This window comes from Acinetobacter sp. TGL-Y2, from assembly GCF_001612555.1.
GTDB lineage: Bacteria > Pseudomonadota > Gammaproteobacteria > Pseudomonadales > Moraxellaceae > Acinetobacter.
Genome location: NZ_CP015110.1, coordinates 1,849,945 through 1,865,259, shown reverse-complemented (window position 1 = coordinate 1,865,259; position 15,315 = coordinate 1,849,945). Strand labels below are relative to the sequence as shown.

The following is a 15,315-nucleotide window of genomic DNA, read 5'->3' as shown; positions in this document are numbered from 1 at the left end:
AATGCTAGATTCAAAAAAACCACGCTTTGGGCGTATCTTATTAAAACTATCTGGTGAAGCCCTTGCAGGTAATAAGGATATGGGGATTGATGCACAAGTGCTTGATCAAATGTCTTTGTCTATCGCGCATTTGGTGGGTTTAGGTGTGCAAGTCGGCATCGTGGTGGGCGGCGGTAACTTATACCGCGGTAGCCAACTACAAAAAGAGGGTTTAGTGGGTCGTGTAACAGGCGATCAAATGGGGATGCTTGCAACAGTAATGAATGGTTTAGCATTACGTGATGCTTTGGTTCGCCGTAACATCAAAACTCGTTTAATGTCTGCATTACAAATTGGTACGGTAGTTGAGTCTTACTCAAGCCGCGATGCAATTCGTCACCTCATGCGCGGTGAAGTCTGTGTGTTTGTTGCAGGAACAGGTAATCCTTTCTTTACCACGGATACCGCTGCTTGCTTACGTGGTATCGAGATTGAATCTGATTTGATTTTAAAAGCCACTAAAGTGGATGGTGTGTATAACAAAGACCCAAGCAAATATGATGATGCCGTTAAATACGACACCTTAACTTTTGATCAAGTATTGGATGAAAAATTGGGTGTAATGGATTTAACTGCGATTTGTTTGTGTCGTGATCATAATGTGCCACTACAAGTATTTGACATGAATAAGTCAGGTGCGCTGCTTTCTGTGGTGATGGGCGAAAAAGAAGGGACTCACGTTACAAACTAATGTACGTGGGGCTTAAAGCTCTTTATACTAGCCGAAATTTAAGTTAAACATTTTAGACAAATTATGTAAGGAAGATCATATGATTAACGATCTTAAAAAAGACGCTGAAGACCGCATGAGCAAAACACTCGACTCTATGGAACATGGCTTTGCTAAAGTTCGTACGGGTCGCGCACATCCCTCTATTTTAAATGGAGTGATGGTTTCTTACTATGGTTCTGACGTTCCTTTAAATCAAGTGGCAAACGTCGGTGTTGAAGATTCACGCACATTGTTGGTTCAACCCTTTGAGCGTTCAATGGTTTCAGCAATTGACAAAGCGATTCGTGAAGCAGATTTGGGTTTGAATCCAATCACAGCAGACGCGATTCGTGTACCGATGCCGGCCTTGACTGAAGAAACCCGTCGTGACATGCAAAAAGTGGCACGTACTGAAGCTGAAAATGCGAAAGTTGCGATTCGTAACATTCGCCGTGATGTATTGGGTGATTTCAAAACATTGCTCAAAGATAAAGAAATTTCTGAAGATGATGAGCGTCGTGCAAGCGATGACATTCAAAAGATCACAGACAAATTCGTTGCTGAAGTTGAAAAGCGTTTGGCTGCGAAAGAAGCAGAGTTGATGAAGGTCTAAGCTGTATAATGACCATCTCAGAAGAGCAACGTCTTCCGAAACATGTTGCCATCATCATGGATGGCAACAATCGTTTTGCAAAAAAGAAACAACTACAAAAAGGCGATGGGCACCGTGAAGGTAAAAATGTCCTTGATCCTGTCGTAGAACATTGTCGAAAAGTAGGTGTAAAAGCACTCACTGTTTATGCATTTTCCAGCGAAAATTGGAATCGTCCCCAATACGAAGTCGAATTGTTGATGCAACTGTTAGGAGAAACGGTGCGTGAGCAAATTCCACGTATGGAAAAATTCAAAATTGCGTTACGTTTTATTGGTGACCGCAGCCGCCTTACGACAGAATTACAAGATTTAATGTTGCATGCTGAACAAAGGACTGCTAAGTTCACAGAAATGACGCTCACCATCGCGGTGAGCTATGGTGGAATGTGGGATATTACGCAAACAGCAAAAAAACTTGCTCAACTCGTTAAAGATCAAGTGCTTGATGTTGGTCAAATTGACAGTGATTTATTTGGTCAACAGATCAGTTTGGGTGATTTACCTGCAGTAGATTTGCTGATTCGCACAGGCGGGGATTATCGTTTGTCCAATTTTTTATTGTGGCAAGCGGCTTATGCGGAATTGTACTTTACAGAGACTTTGTGGCCAGAATTTACCACGGACGAACTGGATCATGCATTTGGTGTTTTTTTAGGGCGAGAAAGACGCTTTGGAAAAACCTCTGAGCAGATTCAGCAAGAAAAAACAGAGAACGAATAATGTTAGAGCGGATAATTACCGCATTGGTTTTGGTTGCCGTTGTGCTTAGCTGTATGTTTGCAACAACCTCCATTTATCCAATGTTAGTGTTAATGATTATCGCTGCAGGTGGTGCGGGTTATGAGTGGTTTAAACTCATGCCGCGTCAAACTGATCAAGTGAATAAACTCAAAGCGGGATGTTTTGGTGTATTGACAGCTGTTGTTTCTGGCTTTGCCCTTTATTTTAATGACCTTGCACTTATTCTTTGGAGTGCGTCAATTATTAGTTGGTTCATCAGTCTGTATTGGGTGAAACATTATCCGCAATACGATGGTTGGTATAATCAAGCACTTAATATCATTGGTTTGGTAATTATTGGTGCAGCTGTAACCGCTATTTTTGAAGTTTGGTTAAGTTCACCTTGGTGGCTCATGTATTTGTTCCTCCTGGTTTGGGGGGCAGACAGTGGTGCCTACTTTGTTGGGCGTAAACTGGGTAAGCGTAAACTTGCGCCAGAAGTCAGTCCGAATAAATCTATTGAAGGTTTGGTCGGCGGTATTGTAACCGTTGTGATTATCATCATGATTGTTCAATCAAAATATCTAAATCTGTCTTATATTGAACATGCACTGTTCCTTATTTTATCTTTAGTTACCGTATTTAGTTCTGTTTTGGGTGATTTGTTTGAATCCATGATTAAACGCCGTGCAGGCATTAAAGATTCAGGTCGAATCTTGCCAGGTCATGGTGGCGTGTTGGATCGTATCGATTCACTGTTGGCCGCAGCGCCTTTTTTTGCTGCTGGTATGTATGTTTTAAAACTCATTGGTGTAGATTTATAGATGGCTCAATCTGTTTGTATATTAGGCGTTACGGGTTCAATTGGTCAAAGTACGCTGAAAATTTTAGATCAACATCCTGATAAATATTCTATTTATGCTGTTTCAGCGTTTAGTCGACTAGAAGCCTTAAGCGAAATATGTAAACAGTATCAGCCAAAAGTGGTGGTTGTACCCGCGACGAAGGTGGATGAGCTCAATCAGATATTCAAACAAAAAAATATTCAAAACATTGAAATTTTAACCGATGAAGCTGGCTTAATTGCTGTGTCTGAACATCCAAATGTGGATGTGGTTATGGCGGCAATTGTAGGTGCTGCGGGATTACTTCCGACTTTGGCAGCCGTCAAAGCAGGTAAGCGTGTACTCCTTGCAAATAAAGAAGCCTTGGTGATGTCGGGTGATCTCATGATGCAAGCTGCAAGAGACAGTAAGGCCTTATTGCTGCCTGTAGACTCGGAGCACAATGCGATTTTTCAGTGCTTACCACAAAATTATTTACAAATTGAAACCCATCAAGAACCGCAACTCGGTGTGTTAAAAATCTTACTGACTGCTTCAGGTGGTCCTTTTTTGAAGCATAGTGCTGAACAATTAAAACATGTAACGCCGACGCAAGCCTGTAAACATCCAAACTGGTCCATGGGGCGAAAAATTTCGGTCGATTCTGCCACCTTAATGAACAAGGGTTTGGAGTTGATTGAGGCATGTTATTTATTTTCAATTAAAGAACATTTTGTTACAGTGGTTGTGCATCCACAAAGTATCATTCACTCTATGGTTCAATACGTAGATGGTTCAACTTTGGCACAAATGGGTAATCCCGATATGTGTACGCCAATCGCGCATGCATTAGCATGGCCTGAACGTATACACACGCATGTATCGCCATTAGATTTGTTTGTTAATCACAGTTTGGATTTTCAAGCACCTGATACAGATCGCTTTCCAGCGCTTAAACTTGCACGTCAATCCATGCAAAGTGGTGGTTTGGCACCTGCTATATTGAATGCGGCCAACGAAATTGCAGTTGATGCTTTTTTAAATGAAAAAATTGGATTTATGGATATTCCACAAGTAGTTGAATTTACGCTTGATCATCTTGAAAATTCAAGTGCAGACTCATTGGATCTGATTTTAGAGGTTGATATTCAAGCTCGAGACATTGCTTCAAAACGAATTATGCAATTGAGTAAATGATTATGAGTGTCTTATTTATCATCGTTGCAGCCATTTTGCTCTTGGGTCCATTGATTGCAATTCATGAATTTGGACACTATTGGGTGGCACGTAAACTCGGTGTTAAAGTGCTAGTATATTCCATCGGTTTTGGCCCAACCTTACTGAAGTGGACCTCTAAAAAATCAGGTATTCAATATCAGCTTTCTGCCTTGCCTCTCGGTGGCTATGTAAAAATGCTGGATGAGCGCGAAGGTAACGTAAGTGCAGAGGATTTGCCTTATGCATTTAACCGTCAGTCACCTTGGAAGCGTATTGCAATTGTGGCAGCCGGGCCTTTGGTTAATCTCATTTTTGCCGTTTTTTTGTTTTGGATTTTATTCTTACCAGCACAAGAGCAGCTCAATACTCGTGTAGGTAAAATTGTTGAAAATACCCCAGCAGCGCTTGCTAAAATGCAAGCGGGCGACAAGATTGTAGCGGTCGATGGTGCAACGACGATAAATTGGGAAAAGTTAAATTATGCTTTGGTGGATCGTGTTGGTGAAACAGGGCATATCCAAATTCAAGCAGAACGTCATGGTCAGTTGCAGAATTTCCATTTACCGATTCAGAATTTTTTAAAGGACCAGACGCAGTCGCCGCTCGATATCTTGGGTTTTTTACCGTATAGACCGCAAATTGCGCCAGTTGTACATAAGTTAAGTCCAGATGGTGCAGCCATACGACAAGGCATGAAAGAGGGTGATCGTATTGTCGCGGTAGAGGGTAAACCGATAAAAGATTGGTTTGAAGTGGTTGATGTTGTTCAAAAATCACCTGAAAAACTTTTAAAGATTGATGTTTTACGAGATGGAAAAACCGTTCAACTTCAAGTGATGCCTCAAGGAAAACGTGACAACATGGGTCAAACAACAGGTATGTTGGGTGTGCAAGCACAGTCTGGACAGATTAATATTCCGGCTGAATATAAGCACACCATTCAATATAATCCTGCTGAAGCCTTTGTGGTGGCTGTTGAAAAAACAGGGCAATTGTCGGGCATGATTTTAAACTCGATCGTCAAAATGGTACGTGGCTTAATTGGACTCGATAATTTATCAGGCCCGATTACCATTGCTAAAGTGGCAGGTCAAAGTGCTGAAATGGGCTGGAAAACTTTTATTTCCTTTATGGCTTTGATGAGTGTTAGTCTAGGTGTACTCAATTTATTGCCTATTCCAATGCTGGATGGTGGGCATTTGCTCTACTACATTATTGAACTTATTCGTGGTAAACCTGTTTCTGAACAAATACAATTAGTTGGATTAAAAATTGGTATGGTATTGCTCGGAAGTATGATGTTCCTTGCAATATTTAATGATTTTATGCGTTTATAAGCGTTATAGATGAAAAATTAACTTACTGGAAAACAATAGGCATGCAGCACACACATTTATTTATGCCGTTGGCACTCGTTAGCGCAATGGCAGCAGTACAACAAGTATATGCAGCAGACGAGTTTATCGCACGGGATGTGCGAGTTGATGGATTGGTGCGATTAACCCAAGCCAATGTATTGGGAATGTTACCCATAAACAGCGGTGATCGTATTTCTGATCCTGTCATTGCAGATTCAATTCGTGCCCTGTATGCCTCAAATGCATTTGATGATATTCAAGCATTTAAAGAAAATGATGTATTGGTCTTCAAAGTGGTTGAACGTCCGATCATTTCTAAAGTGAATCTCAAAGGGAATAAACTCATTCCAAAAGAGGCTTTAGAAGAAGGTTTGAAAAAGATGGGCTTGGCTGAGGGTGAGGTTTTAACGAAATCTGCCTTGCAGACCTTAGAAACTGAGCTTGAACAACAATATTCACAGCAAGGTCGTTATGATGCTGACGTGCAAGTTGAAACCATTGCGCGCCCTAATAACCGAGTCGATATTAATGTTAATTTTGCAGAAGGTAAGCCTGCGAAAGTTTTTGATATCAATATTATTGGCAACACCGTTTTTAAAGATGATGAAATCAAGCAAGCATTTGCAGTAAAAGAAAGTGGTTGGTTGTCTGTGATTTCACGTAATGATCGATATGCACGTGAAAAAATGGCGGCGAGTTTAGAGGCATTACGTGCGCTTTATTTGAATAAGGGTTATATCAATTTTGATATTAACAGTTCAAACCTGAATATTAGTGAAGATAAGAAAAATATCTTTATTGAAGTCTCTATTAATGAAGGTCAGCAGTTTAAGTTTGCTGAAACCAAATTTTTAGGCGATGCACTGTACAAAACTGAAGATTTGGAAGCGCTTAAGCTCTACAAAGATGGCGAAACCTATTCACAAGAAAAAGTGAATGGTGTAAAGCAGTTATTACAGCGCAAGTATGGTAACGCGGGTTACTATTATTCAGAAGTAAACGTCGTTCCTGAAATTAACAATGAAAATAATACTGTTGCACTAAACTACTACATTAACCCAGGTCAACAAGTTACTGTTCGCCGAATTAACTTCGCCGGTAACACCAAGACAGCAGATGAAGTGCTTCGTCGTGAAATGCGTCAAATGGAAGGCGCTTTAGCCAGCAATGAAAAAATTGAGCTGTCTAAAATCCGTTTGGAGCGTACTGGTTTCTTCAGTAAAGTCGATTTAAAACCTGTTCGTGTACCGGGTTCTCCAGATCAAGTGGATTTAAATATTGATGTAGAGGAGCAGCATTCAGGCACCAGTACCTTGGCTGTGGGTTACTCACAAAATGGTGGTATTACCTTCCAAGCCGGTCTAAGCCAAACCAACTTCTTGGGGACAGGTAATCGTGTTTCTATGGACTTCTCACGTTCAGAAACCCAAGATTACTATAACCTCAGTGTGACAGATCCATACTTCACCATTGATGGTGTGAGCCGTGGTTATAACATGTACTACCGCAAAACTAAGCTAGATGATGACTACAACGTTAACAACTATGTGACAGACAGTCTGGGTGGTGGTTTAACGTTTGGTTATCCAATCGATGAAAACCAAAGCATCAGTGCGGGTTTAAACATTGACAAAACTGAGGTCACGACAGGACCATTTGTGTCTACCTATGTTCGTGATTATCTGCTTGCGAATGGTGGTAAAGAAACAAACAATGCTGCGTATTGTCCTTTAGACGTAAATGGTAAGCCTCAACAAAATGAAGATGGCACTTGTAAAGTCAATCCAGTCCCGTATGGTAATGAATTCAAAGGTGATTTCCTGACCTACAACCTGAATTTAGGCTGGTCATACAATACCTTAAATCGACCGATGTTCCCAACTTCAGGGATGTCACATCGTATCAATGCTGAAGTGGCATTGCCAGGTAGTGATGTTGAATATCAAAAGATTACCTATGACACGCAAGCCTTCTTGCCTTTAGGTAAGGATTTTGTATTACGTGGTTATGGTAAGCTTGGTTTTGGTAATGATTTACCATTTTATAAGAACTACTATGCCGGTGGTTATGGTTCTGTGCGTGGCTATGACAACAGTACTTTGGGTCCAGCATATCCAGGTGTGACAGCGAACTCTACCAATCAAGAGGATCGTGATCCTGAAGAAGTCGGTGGTAACGCATTGATTCAGTTTGGTACTGAATTGGTGCTGCCTGTGCCATTTAAAGGTGATTGGGCGCGTCAAGTACGTCCTGTGATCTTCGCGGAAGGTGCACAAGTTTTCGATACGCAGTGTGATATCCCTAAAGGCAATTTATATATAAACTCAGCTAATCCTGATGTAAATGCTAAGCAATACTGTAAAGATAATTTTGGTTTTGAGCCTGATAATATGCGCTACAGCGTAGGTGTGGGCTTTACTTGGATTACCATGATTGGGCCATTATCACTGAGCTATGCGTTCCCACTGAATGACAAGCCAGGCGATGAAACCAAGAATGTTCAATTTGAAATTGGTCGTACTTTCTAAGTGCGGTCAAGCTTCATTAGCTAATTAAGGATGATAAAAATGAATACCATTCAAAAACTCATGTTGGGTGTTGCAGCTTTAAGCTTAAGTGCGATGGTACAAGCTGCAGGTTACGGGATTGTTGATTTAGAAAAAGTGGTTGAAAGTAGTACCTATCTAAAACAGCAAAATGTCAGTCTTGAGCAATCTATTAAGCCGCAAACCACAAAGCTTGAGCAAATCAGTAAAGAGATTGAAGCTTTACAGAAAAGTGCCCAAGTAAAGGGTGCGAATGTTCAGCAAATCAATACCCAATACCAAGCCAAAATGACTGAATTTCAAACCATTCAGCAAGGTGTACAAAGTCGTGTTCAAACCACGATTCAAAACACCAACAAGACTTTTGACGCACGCGTGAAGCAAGTCGCTGAACAATTACGTCAAGAATCGAGTTTAGATATGATTTTGAGTAAAAATGCTGCTTTGGCGTTTGACTCAAAATATGATTTAACTGCTAAAATGATCCAAAAGGTCAATGCAATTAAATAATCAATGAAATCAAAACAGTTTCATCTCGATGAATTGGCTCAGCTGGTACAAGGTGAGCCAATTGGTCAAAGCAAACTTCCGCTTTATGGCCTTGCAAGTTTAGCTCACGCAGGTCCTCATCAAATTTCCTTTGTAAACTCAGAAAAGTATTTGGCTGAAGCTCAGCTGTCCAAAGCAGGCGCATTGATTGTTACTAAACCCATGCGTGAACTTCTGCCTCAACATCAAAACTTTATTGTGGTCGCCAATCCTTATTTGGCATTTGCCATACTGACGCATGTTTTTGAAGCTAAGCAGTCTAAGCGTGGGATCGAAGCCACAGCTCAAATTGATCCTTCTGCGATCATCGCAGACAATGCCTATATTGGTCACTATGTCGTAATTGGCGAGCATGTAGTGGTCGGCAGTAATACCATTATTCAATCTCAAACTAAAATTGATGATGGTGTCGAAATTGGCAGTGACTGTTTTATTGACTCTCATGTGACCATTACTGGTTTTAGTAAAATTGCCAATCGGGTAAGAATTCATGCCAATACCGTTATAGGGGGTGAGGGCTTTGGATTTGCGCCTTATCAGGGTAAATGGAATCGAATTGCACAATTGGGTTCAGTTCGGTTGGGTGATGATGTTCGAATCGGTTCAAATTGTAGTATTGATCGTGGTGCATTGGACGATACAATTATTGAAGAAGGTGTCATTATTGATAACCTTGTGCAAATCGCCCATAACGTCAAAATTGGCGCACATACCGCCATTGCAGCGAAGTCAGGTATTGCTGGAAGCACCACTATTGGCAAAAACTGTGTGTTGGCAGGTGCAGTAGGCGTAGTGGGACACATTAATATTGCAGATAATGTAACTATAACCGGAATGTCAATAGTCACAAAAAGTATTTCTGAAGCGGGATCTTATTCTTCAGGAACAGGGCAGTTTGAAACCAGTCACTGGAAACGCACCGTTGTACGCCTTCGACAATTAGCAGATGTGCCATTGACCAAGTTGGTTAAACAAATAGATCATATGCAGTCTCAAATCGAGTCAATTGAATCAACTTTAAAATTGCGTAAATGAATATGACTGAGTCTACAACACTACCTTTTGCAGTTCCTGAATTACCGATGCAAGTTCAAACGATTCGTGAGTATTTACCACATCGTTATCCGTTCTTATTGGTTGATCGTGTCACTGAAGTCTCTGAAAATGGCATTGTCGGCTATAAAAATGTCTCAATCAATGAAGAGTTCATGCAAGGACATTTTCCAGGTTACCCCATTATGCCGGGTGTACTTATTGTTGAAGCTATGGCGCAAATTTCTGGTGTGCTTGGCTTTATTATGAACAATGAGAAACCGAAAGCGGGTTCTTTGTTCTTATTTGCTGGTGCAGAACGCATTCGTTTTAAAAAACAAGTCGTTCCTGGTGATCAACTCGTGCTAAAATCAGAGCTTATCATGCAGAAACGCGGCATTTACAAATACCAATGTACTGCCAGTGTGGATGGTGTGATAGCAGCGACAGCTGAAATTATCATTTCTCATCAAAAACTAGAGCAGGCATGAGTAACAACGAGCTAATTCATTCAACTGCAATTATTGATCCTTCTGCAGTCATCGCATCAGATGTAAAAATTGGTCCATATTCAATTATTGGACCAAATGTCACTATTGGCTCGGGTACAACGATCCATTCGCATGTGGTGGTTGCTGGTTACACCCGCATTGGTGAAGGGAATGAAATTTTCCAGTTCGCAAGTGTAGGTGAGGTGTGTCAAGATTTGAAGTATGCAGGTGAGGAAACCTGGCTTGAAATTGGTGATCACAATAAGATTCGTGAACACTGTAGTTTGCACCGTGGCACCATTCAAGATCAAAGTCTGACCAAAATTGGCAGTCATAACCTTTTAATGGTGAATACCCATATTGCCCATGACTGTGTAATTGGGAATCACAATATCTTTGCCAATAATGCAGGTATTGCAGGTCATGTGCATATTGGTGATTTTGTAGTGATTGGTGGAAACTCAGGCGTTCATCAGTTCTGTAAGATCGACTCATACAGCATGATTGGTGGTGCATCTTTGATATTAAAAGATGTTCCCGCCTATGTGATGGTGTCTGGTAACCCTGCACATACATTCGGTTTAAATGTTGAAGGTATGCGTCGTAAAGGGTGGTCGAGAGACACTATTATGGGTTTAAGAGAGGCTTTTAAGTTGATTTATAAATCAGGTCTGACCACTGAGCAAGCGATCCAAAAAATTCGTGAAGATATTCTACCCACTGTTGCCGAAGCGCAGCTGTTGATTGATTCTTTACTTGAGTCAAAGCGCGGTATTGTTCGTTAATGTGAATTTAACGAGAGCAGGCATAAAAAAGACATCCTCGGATGTCTTTTTCTATTTTAAATCTCGTGCTTCATCATTAACTTTTATTAAAATAAGCTGCTTCTTCAGAACTTGGATAAGTTGCAATCAACTTTTTCTTATATACATCTGCGGTTTGAAGATTTTTATTGACATCTTTTGCAATACTATACAACTGATACAAAGAACGTGACGCTTTAGATGAGTTTGGGAATTTTGCGGCTACAGTCTCGTAGTATTTCTTTGCTTCATCGTAGTTAGGCGGTTCAATTGCGAGATTAAACTCAGCTAACCAAAAATAAGCATTGCCGGTGTATACGCTATTTGGGTTGTTTTTGACAAAGTTCTGCATTGGAGCAATGGCTTTTTTTGCACCACCTTGTTTATAGGCATCAAGAGCAATAGTGTACGCTGCTTTATCGAGTTCAGTTTGATCTGTATGGGTGTTTATATTTGATGCTGAGCTTTGAGGTGCAGATTCAGCGTTGTTGGATGGTAGTGTGCTAGGAGCAGACTCAGTTGGTGAAAGCTCAGTAGATGGAGACTCTTCAGTTTCAGGTTGGTCTTCAGTTGGATCAATTTTTTGTTGTAAAAGCTCCAAGCGTTGATCGATATCTGCATAGCGGTTGGTGAGCTCTTTGTTTAATTGATCGATTTGATGATCTTGTTCTTCTATTTTGCCGCGTAACTCACGCAATTGATTGTCTAGGCGTTGATTCTGTTGAATCAAATCCCAGTTCATGTTGCTTGCCACAGCCGGTGCTGTAGATGTATTTGAATTTACATAACTTGAGGAGCCTTGACTCAAGCCTCGTGATTCAATGGGAATGTTTGCAAAAGTGCTTGAAGTGCTGAGAATCGCAATAGTCAGTAGAGTATGCTTATTGAGCATTATTATAAATCCAAATCAGATAAGGTAAGCGCCCATGAACTTTATCATAGCGCTAACATTAGAAATCAAAAGCTAGTCCCATTTAAAACGTCAACTCACTTAAATGCAATATCTATTTACAATCTTGATATAGAAAATTAAGCATGAAATTTACTGCATTTTCACAAGATAGGTATGCTTTCTGAGATGATTTGATTGCTAAATAAACAAAAGAATGAGTCACTTGCGATTATTCTAAAAATGCACTTGCAACATCGAGAAAAATCTCTATACTCTGACCTTGCAATGGTAGCCCCGCTGGTGGCTTCGCAATTGTACTCTATGAACCCCGCCAGGACCGGAAGGTAGCAACGGTAATAGAACTATGATGTGCCGAAGTTTTGCTAGTGGGGTTGCCACCAGTTTGTATGCGATATCTTATTATTATAAAGCTATTTTCCTTCTCTTTATTTCGCTTAATCTTCTCTCTTACGAATAGCCTTCATAATTGCATCCATTTCAAAACCTCGATACTGTAAAAACCGAATCTGTTTTGCTTTCATTTTTGCATCTATTGTGACTTCAGTTCCGTACTTTTTGACTTTAAGCATATACGCTTGCTCATACCAGTCAATTTCATCCATATCATTTTTTGCCAGTGCTTTATCGATACTTTTTGCATTGAGCGCAAGTTTAATGCGATTTGGACCTTTGCCTTTACGAATTTGGCTTCTGACTGTCATTTCAGCCACGCGTTGATCACTTTGATAATTTTCTCTAGACAATTCATCGACCAGCATTAGCACTTCTTCGCGATCTTCCGCATATAAACACAGCTTTTCGATTAAATCCTTTTTAGAATATTCTTTGCGCGTTAGCACTGCAAAAGCATAAGAACGTAGGCGTGTTCCTTTCATACCTGGTTGTTGGGGCTGTGGATTGTCTTCATCATTTAAAGATGAATATTTGCTGGGCGGGGTTCGTTTGCTGTAGCGCTGATATTTAGATTCAGTCTTTTCCTTTTGAAGATTTTCATCTTCACCGTATTCGCGTTTAAGCGCTTCGTAGTCAATGACTTTGGGGAACTTTGGGTCATTCATGTCAACATCACTTTATAAGAAAAAACGCCTCGTAAGGCGTTTTATAGTTTAGCGTTGATTGAGTCATTAAACATCTAAAAGATCAGGCTCTTCTTGTTTTTCTTCAACGGCTGGCGTTGCTGTTACAAGAAGTCGTTCACGGATCATACGATCTAGTTCGATTGCAATTTCAGGATTTTCTTCAAGGTGACGAATCACATTGTTTTTACCTTGACCAATTTTGTTACCTTGGTACGAATACCAAGCACCGGCTTTTTGAACCAGTTCTTGTGCAACGGCTAAGTCAACTAATTCACCTAAATGGTTGACACCTTTACCATACAAAATTTGGAAAATGGCTTCACGGAAAGGGGGAGCCATTTTATTCTTCACCACTTTAACGCGGGTTTCTGAACCAACAATTTCATCACCTTCTTTAACTTGGCCAATACGACGAATATCAAGACGAATAGAAGCGTAGAATTTTAGTGCATTACCACCAGTTGTGGTTTCAGGGCTACCAAACATCACACCAATCTTCATACGAATCTGGTTAATGAAAATAACCATGCAATTTGAGCGTTTTGCATTACCTGTAATTTTACGCAGCGCTTGGCTCATCAAGCGTGCTTGTAAACCCATGTGAGAGTCACCCATTTCGCCTTCAATCTCGGCTTTTGGGGTAAGGGCTGCAACAGAATCGATAACGATCATGTCTACAGCACCTGATCGTACCAACATGTCTGCAATTTCAAGCGCTTGCTCACCATGGTCAGGTTGCGACACCAACAGGTTATCAATATCAACACCCAGTTTACGCGCATACTGAGGATCTAATGCATGTTCAGCATCAATGAATGCACAAGTACCACCCGCTTTTTGACATTGTGCAATCGCTTGTAATGTCATGGTGGTTTTACCCGATGATTCAGGACCATAAATTTCAACAATACGACCTTTGGGTAAGCCGCCAATGCCGAGTGCGATATCTAGGGTTAATGAACCTGTAGATACTGCTTCAACTGCTTGAACATTATTATCGCCTAGGCGCATAATCGTGTTTTTACCAAATTGTTTTTCAATTTGACCTAAAGCAGCTGTGAGCGCTTTACTTTTGTTCTCATCCATCTCGTAACCTCAAAAACGATGTAATATCACTTATAACTTAAGTGGATGTCTTGAATTAAATCTCTTGTCCACGCCAGTATAGTGACAGAAAAAAATGCTGTATTCTATCTTTTAAAGCTATAGCACGACATATATTGTCGCATGGGTTTAATCATCATTGTATGACCAAGTCTGGTCAAATTGCTGCCCATTTTCTTGTCTAAACTTGCTGATATCGCGACGATCTTTTTTGGTTGGGCGATGTTCAGGTCGTGCAAGATTATGCAATTTTCTTTGTGAAGAAAGCAACTCACGTCGTACAATACTGACTTCTGTCTCTTCATACATCAATTGTGCAGCAGGCGCGCCACCACGTACACTTGAGAGTGCTTTCACCATTACGGTTTTTTTATCAAAACCTTGTTGTATGGTGAGTTCCATGCCGATGCGTATTTCACGTGAGACTTTAACGCGTTCATTATTGACGTGAACTTTACCACCTTCAATCGCTGCTTTGGCAATTGAACGTGTTTTAAAAAAACGTGCAGCCCACAGCCATTTGTCGACACGCATTGACTCTGTGGGTTGTTGGTTAGGCTGTTTTGACATTCATTTCCTTTTTTGATTGCTGCTTAATTTGAGAATGTTGTTCTAAAATTTCGACCAGTTCAGTTAAATCATTTATTGCAGGGTATTCAAGCTCTAACGCATTTTTTGCGACTTTGTTGCTAGACGGCTGACGAATGGTAATGAGTGATTCAATTCCAAACAAGGCAGCGCCATTGAGTACTTTTGCGGTGTCATCAATGAGTACGACATTTTTCGGATCAAAAGGATGTATTTTTTGTAAGATTTGCCAAAATTCGATAAATTCTTTGGCATGCCCAATTTCTTCGCTGCTGACCATAACTTCAAAATAAGGGCTTAAATTGACATTTTCAAGTTTTAACTTAAGTCCCGCACAATCTGCATTGGTTACAATCCAGCATCTATAGCCTTGTTGTTTGAGTATTTCTAACAACTCGAAACAACCTGGACGTGGTTGAATATTCTTTTTATAGTCATACTGTAGCGCTAAAGTGTCCACACCAACTTTAGACGTCCAGAAGCTTGATGAGTACCAAGAAAGCGTGTGCTTATGCTTTTCATAAAAGCTGTGTAATGTAGTATGGCTTTGTTCAAGTGTACAGGCATGCACAGCTGCATGATGTTCAGGAAGTTTATGATTCCAAATTAGATCATCATAAGCTAAATCAAGTAGGGTACCGTCCATGTCGAACATGACGATAGGTTTATTCTCTAAATCAGACAT

Annotated in this window: 16 protein-coding genes and 1 other RNA gene; 12 read left to right on the top strand and 5 right to left on the bottom strand. The window is 40.5% G+C overall.

Going from position 1 to position 15,315, the window contains the following annotated elements; translation table 11 throughout:
* Nucleotide 1 precedes the first annotated feature (1 nt).
* The 11 genes from pyrH to lpxA all read left to right on the top strand — a co-directional run bounded on the left by pyrH (nt 2) and on the right by lpxA (nt 10,928).
* Entirely contained in the window at nt 2-730 is a 729-nt protein-coding gene (pyrH, locus tag AMD27_RS08905) for a UMP kinase (RefSeq protein WP_067659208.1), read from the top strand.
* 79 nt (nt 731-809) lie between these two features.
* On the top strand, nt 810-1,364 hold the full coding sequence (gene frr, locus AMD27_RS08900) for a ribosome recycling factor (protein WP_067659205.1): 555 nt from the start codon (nt 810-812) through the stop codon (nt 1,362-1,364).
* Nucleotides 1,365-1,372: 8 nt separating this feature from the next.
* Entirely contained in the window at nt 1,373-2,125 is a 753-nt protein-coding gene (gene uppS / locus AMD27_RS08895) for a polyprenyl diphosphate synthase (RefSeq protein WP_067659204.1), read from the top strand.
* Nucleotides 2,125-2,949: a phosphatidate cytidylyltransferase gene (locus AMD27_RS08890; RefSeq protein WP_067659203.1), complete on the top strand. Its 825-nt coding sequence runs from the start codon at nt 2,125-2,127 to the stop codon at nt 2,947-2,949. The genes uppS and AMD27_RS08890 overlap by 1 nt, the downstream gene beginning before the upstream one ends.
* Nucleotides 2,950-4,146 carry a 1-deoxy-D-xylulose-5-phosphate reductoisomerase gene (ispC, locus tag AMD27_RS08885; RefSeq protein ID WP_067659201.1) on the top strand — a complete coding sequence of 399 codons (1,197 nt, stop codon included), beginning with the start codon at nt 2,950-2,952 and terminating at the stop codon, nt 4,144-4,146. It abuts the gene before it with no gap.
* Between the two features lie 2 nt (nt 4,147-4,148).
* Nucleotides 4,149-5,504 carry an RIP metalloprotease RseP gene (gene rseP / locus AMD27_RS08880; RefSeq protein WP_067659198.1) on the top strand — a complete coding sequence of 452 codons (1,356 nt, stop codon included), beginning with the start codon at nt 4,149-4,151 and terminating at the stop codon, nt 5,502-5,504.
* A 41-nt stretch (nt 5,505-5,545) separates the two neighbouring features.
* Nucleotides 5,546-8,053 carry an outer membrane protein assembly factor BamA gene (gene bamA, locus AMD27_RS08875; RefSeq protein ID WP_067659195.1) on the top strand — a complete coding sequence of 836 codons (2,508 nt, stop codon included), beginning with the start codon at nt 5,546-5,548 and terminating at the stop codon, nt 8,051-8,053.
* Between the two features lie 39 nt (nt 8,054-8,092).
* The gene (locus AMD27_RS08870; RefSeq protein ID WP_067659192.1) at nt 8,093-8,581 is read left to right on the top strand and encodes an OmpH family outer membrane protein; all 489 of its coding nucleotides are present in this window, start codon (nt 8,093-8,095) and stop codon (nt 8,579-8,581) included.
* Nucleotides 8,582-8,584: 3 nt separating this feature from the next.
* Nucleotides 8,585-9,655 (top strand): UDP-3-O-(3-hydroxymyristoyl)glucosamine N-acyltransferase, encoded by a 1,071-nt coding sequence (gene lpxD, locus AMD27_RS08865; protein WP_067659189.1) that lies wholly within the window; start codon nt 8,585-8,587, stop codon nt 9,653-9,655.
* Nucleotides 9,656-9,657: 2 nt separating this feature from the next.
* The gene (gene fabZ / locus AMD27_RS08860) at nt 9,658-10,143 is read left to right on the top strand and encodes a 3-hydroxyacyl-ACP dehydratase FabZ (protein ID WP_067659186.1); all 486 of its coding nucleotides are present in this window, start codon (nt 9,658-9,660) and stop codon (nt 10,141-10,143) included.
* A complete protein-coding gene (lpxA, locus tag AMD27_RS08855; protein WP_067659183.1) occupies nt 10,140-10,928 on the top strand; it encodes an acyl-ACP--UDP-N-acetylglucosamine O-acyltransferase in 789 nt (262 codons plus the stop codon). The genes fabZ and lpxA overlap by 4 nt, the downstream gene beginning before the upstream one ends.
* Before the next feature lie 76 nt (nt 10,929-11,004).
* Here the strand turns inward: lpxA and AMD27_RS08850 are convergent, their stop codons facing one another.
* Nucleotides 11,005-11,838: a YbgF trimerization domain-containing protein gene (locus AMD27_RS08850; protein ID WP_067659180.1), complete on the bottom strand. Its 834-nt coding sequence runs from the start codon at nt 11,836-11,838 to the stop codon at nt 11,005-11,007.
* 295 nt (nt 11,839-12,133) lie between these two features.
* Between AMD27_RS08850 and ffs the strand changes: the two genes are divergently transcribed.
* An RNA gene (gene ffs / locus AMD27_RS08845) (signal recognition particle sRNA small type) lies at nt 12,134-12,230 on the top strand.
* Between the two features lie 63 nt (nt 12,231-12,293).
* Here the strand turns inward: ffs and AMD27_RS08840 are convergent.
* The 4 genes from AMD27_RS08840 to AMD27_RS08825 form a co-directional block, all read right to left on the bottom strand.
* A complete protein-coding gene (locus tag AMD27_RS08840) occupies nt 12,294-12,917 on the bottom strand; it encodes a regulatory protein RecX (protein ID WP_067659177.1) in 624 nt (207 codons plus the stop codon).
* A 66-nt stretch (nt 12,918-12,983) separates the two neighbouring features.
* Nucleotides 12,984-14,024, bottom strand: a complete 1,041-nt coding sequence (gene recA / locus AMD27_RS08835; RefSeq protein WP_067659174.1) for a recombinase RecA — start codon at nt 14,022-14,024, stop codon at nt 12,984-12,986.
* Between the two features lie 147 nt (nt 14,025-14,171).
* A complete protein-coding gene (locus AMD27_RS08830; protein WP_067659171.1) occupies nt 14,172-14,612 on the bottom strand; it encodes an RNA-binding S4 domain-containing protein in 441 nt (146 codons plus the stop codon).
* Nucleotides 14,596-15,315, bottom strand: a complete 720-nt coding sequence (locus tag AMD27_RS08825) for an HAD-IA family hydrolase (protein ID WP_067659168.1) — start codon at nt 15,313-15,315, stop codon at nt 14,596-14,598. Before AMD27_RS08825 ends, AMD27_RS08830 begins: the two co-directional genes overlap by 17 nt.

Excerpts from the sequence above, each read along its gene's own strand:
- bamA (WP_067659195.1), top strand. The coding sequence starts at position 5,546 with ATGCAGCACACACATTTATTTATGCCGTTGGCACTCGTTAGCGCAATG.
- lpxA (WP_067659183.1), top strand. The coding sequence starts at position 10,140 with ATGAGTAACAACGAGCTAATTCATTCAACTGCAATTATTGATCCTTCT.
- rseP (WP_067659198.1), top strand. The coding sequence starts at position 4,149 with ATGAGTGTCTTATTTATCATCGTTGCAGCCATTTTGCTCTTGGGTCCA.
- fabZ (WP_067659186.1), top strand. The coding sequence starts at position 9,658 with ATGACTGAGTCTACAACACTACCTTTTGCAGTTCCTGAATTACCGATG.
- AMD27_RS08890 (WP_067659203.1), top strand. The coding sequence starts at position 2,125 with ATGTTAGAGCGGATAATTACCGCATTGGTTTTGGTTGCCGTTGTGCTT.
- lpxD (WP_067659189.1), top strand. The coding sequence starts at position 8,585 with ATGAAATCAAAACAGTTTCATCTCGATGAATTGGCTCAGCTGGTACAA.
- AMD27_RS08830 (WP_067659171.1), bottom strand. The coding sequence starts at position 14,612 with ATGTCAAAACAGCCTAACCAACAACCCACAGAGTCAATGCGTGTCGAC.
- frr (WP_067659205.1), top strand. The coding sequence starts at position 810 with ATGATTAACGATCTTAAAAAAGACGCTGAAGACCGCATGAGCAAAACA.
- AMD27_RS08870 (WP_067659192.1), top strand. The coding sequence starts at position 8,093 with ATGAATACCATTCAAAAACTCATGTTGGGTGTTGCAGCTTTAAGCTTA.
- AMD27_RS08850 (WP_067659180.1), bottom strand. The coding sequence starts at position 11,838 with ATGCTCAATAAGCATACTCTACTGACTATTGCGATTCTCAGCACTTCA.
- AMD27_RS08825 (WP_067659168.1), bottom strand. The coding sequence starts at position 15,315 with ATGTCTGATTTAGAGAATAAACCTATCGTCATGTTCGACATGGACGGT.
- ispC (WP_067659201.1), top strand. The coding sequence starts at position 2,950 with ATGGCTCAATCTGTTTGTATATTAGGCGTTACGGGTTCAATTGGTCAA.
- pyrH (WP_067659208.1), top strand. The coding sequence starts at position 2 with ATGCTAGATTCAAAAAAACCACGCTTTGGGCGTATCTTATTAAAACTA.
- AMD27_RS08840 (WP_067659177.1), bottom strand. The coding sequence starts at position 12,917 with ATGAATGACCCAAAGTTCCCCAAAGTCATTGACTACGAAGCGCTTAAA.
- recA (WP_067659174.1), bottom strand. The coding sequence starts at position 14,024 with ATGGATGAGAACAAAAGTAAAGCGCTCACAGCTGCTTTAGGTCAAATT.
- uppS (WP_067659204.1), top strand. The coding sequence starts at position 1,373 with ATGACCATCTCAGAAGAGCAACGTCTTCCGAAACATGTTGCCATCATC.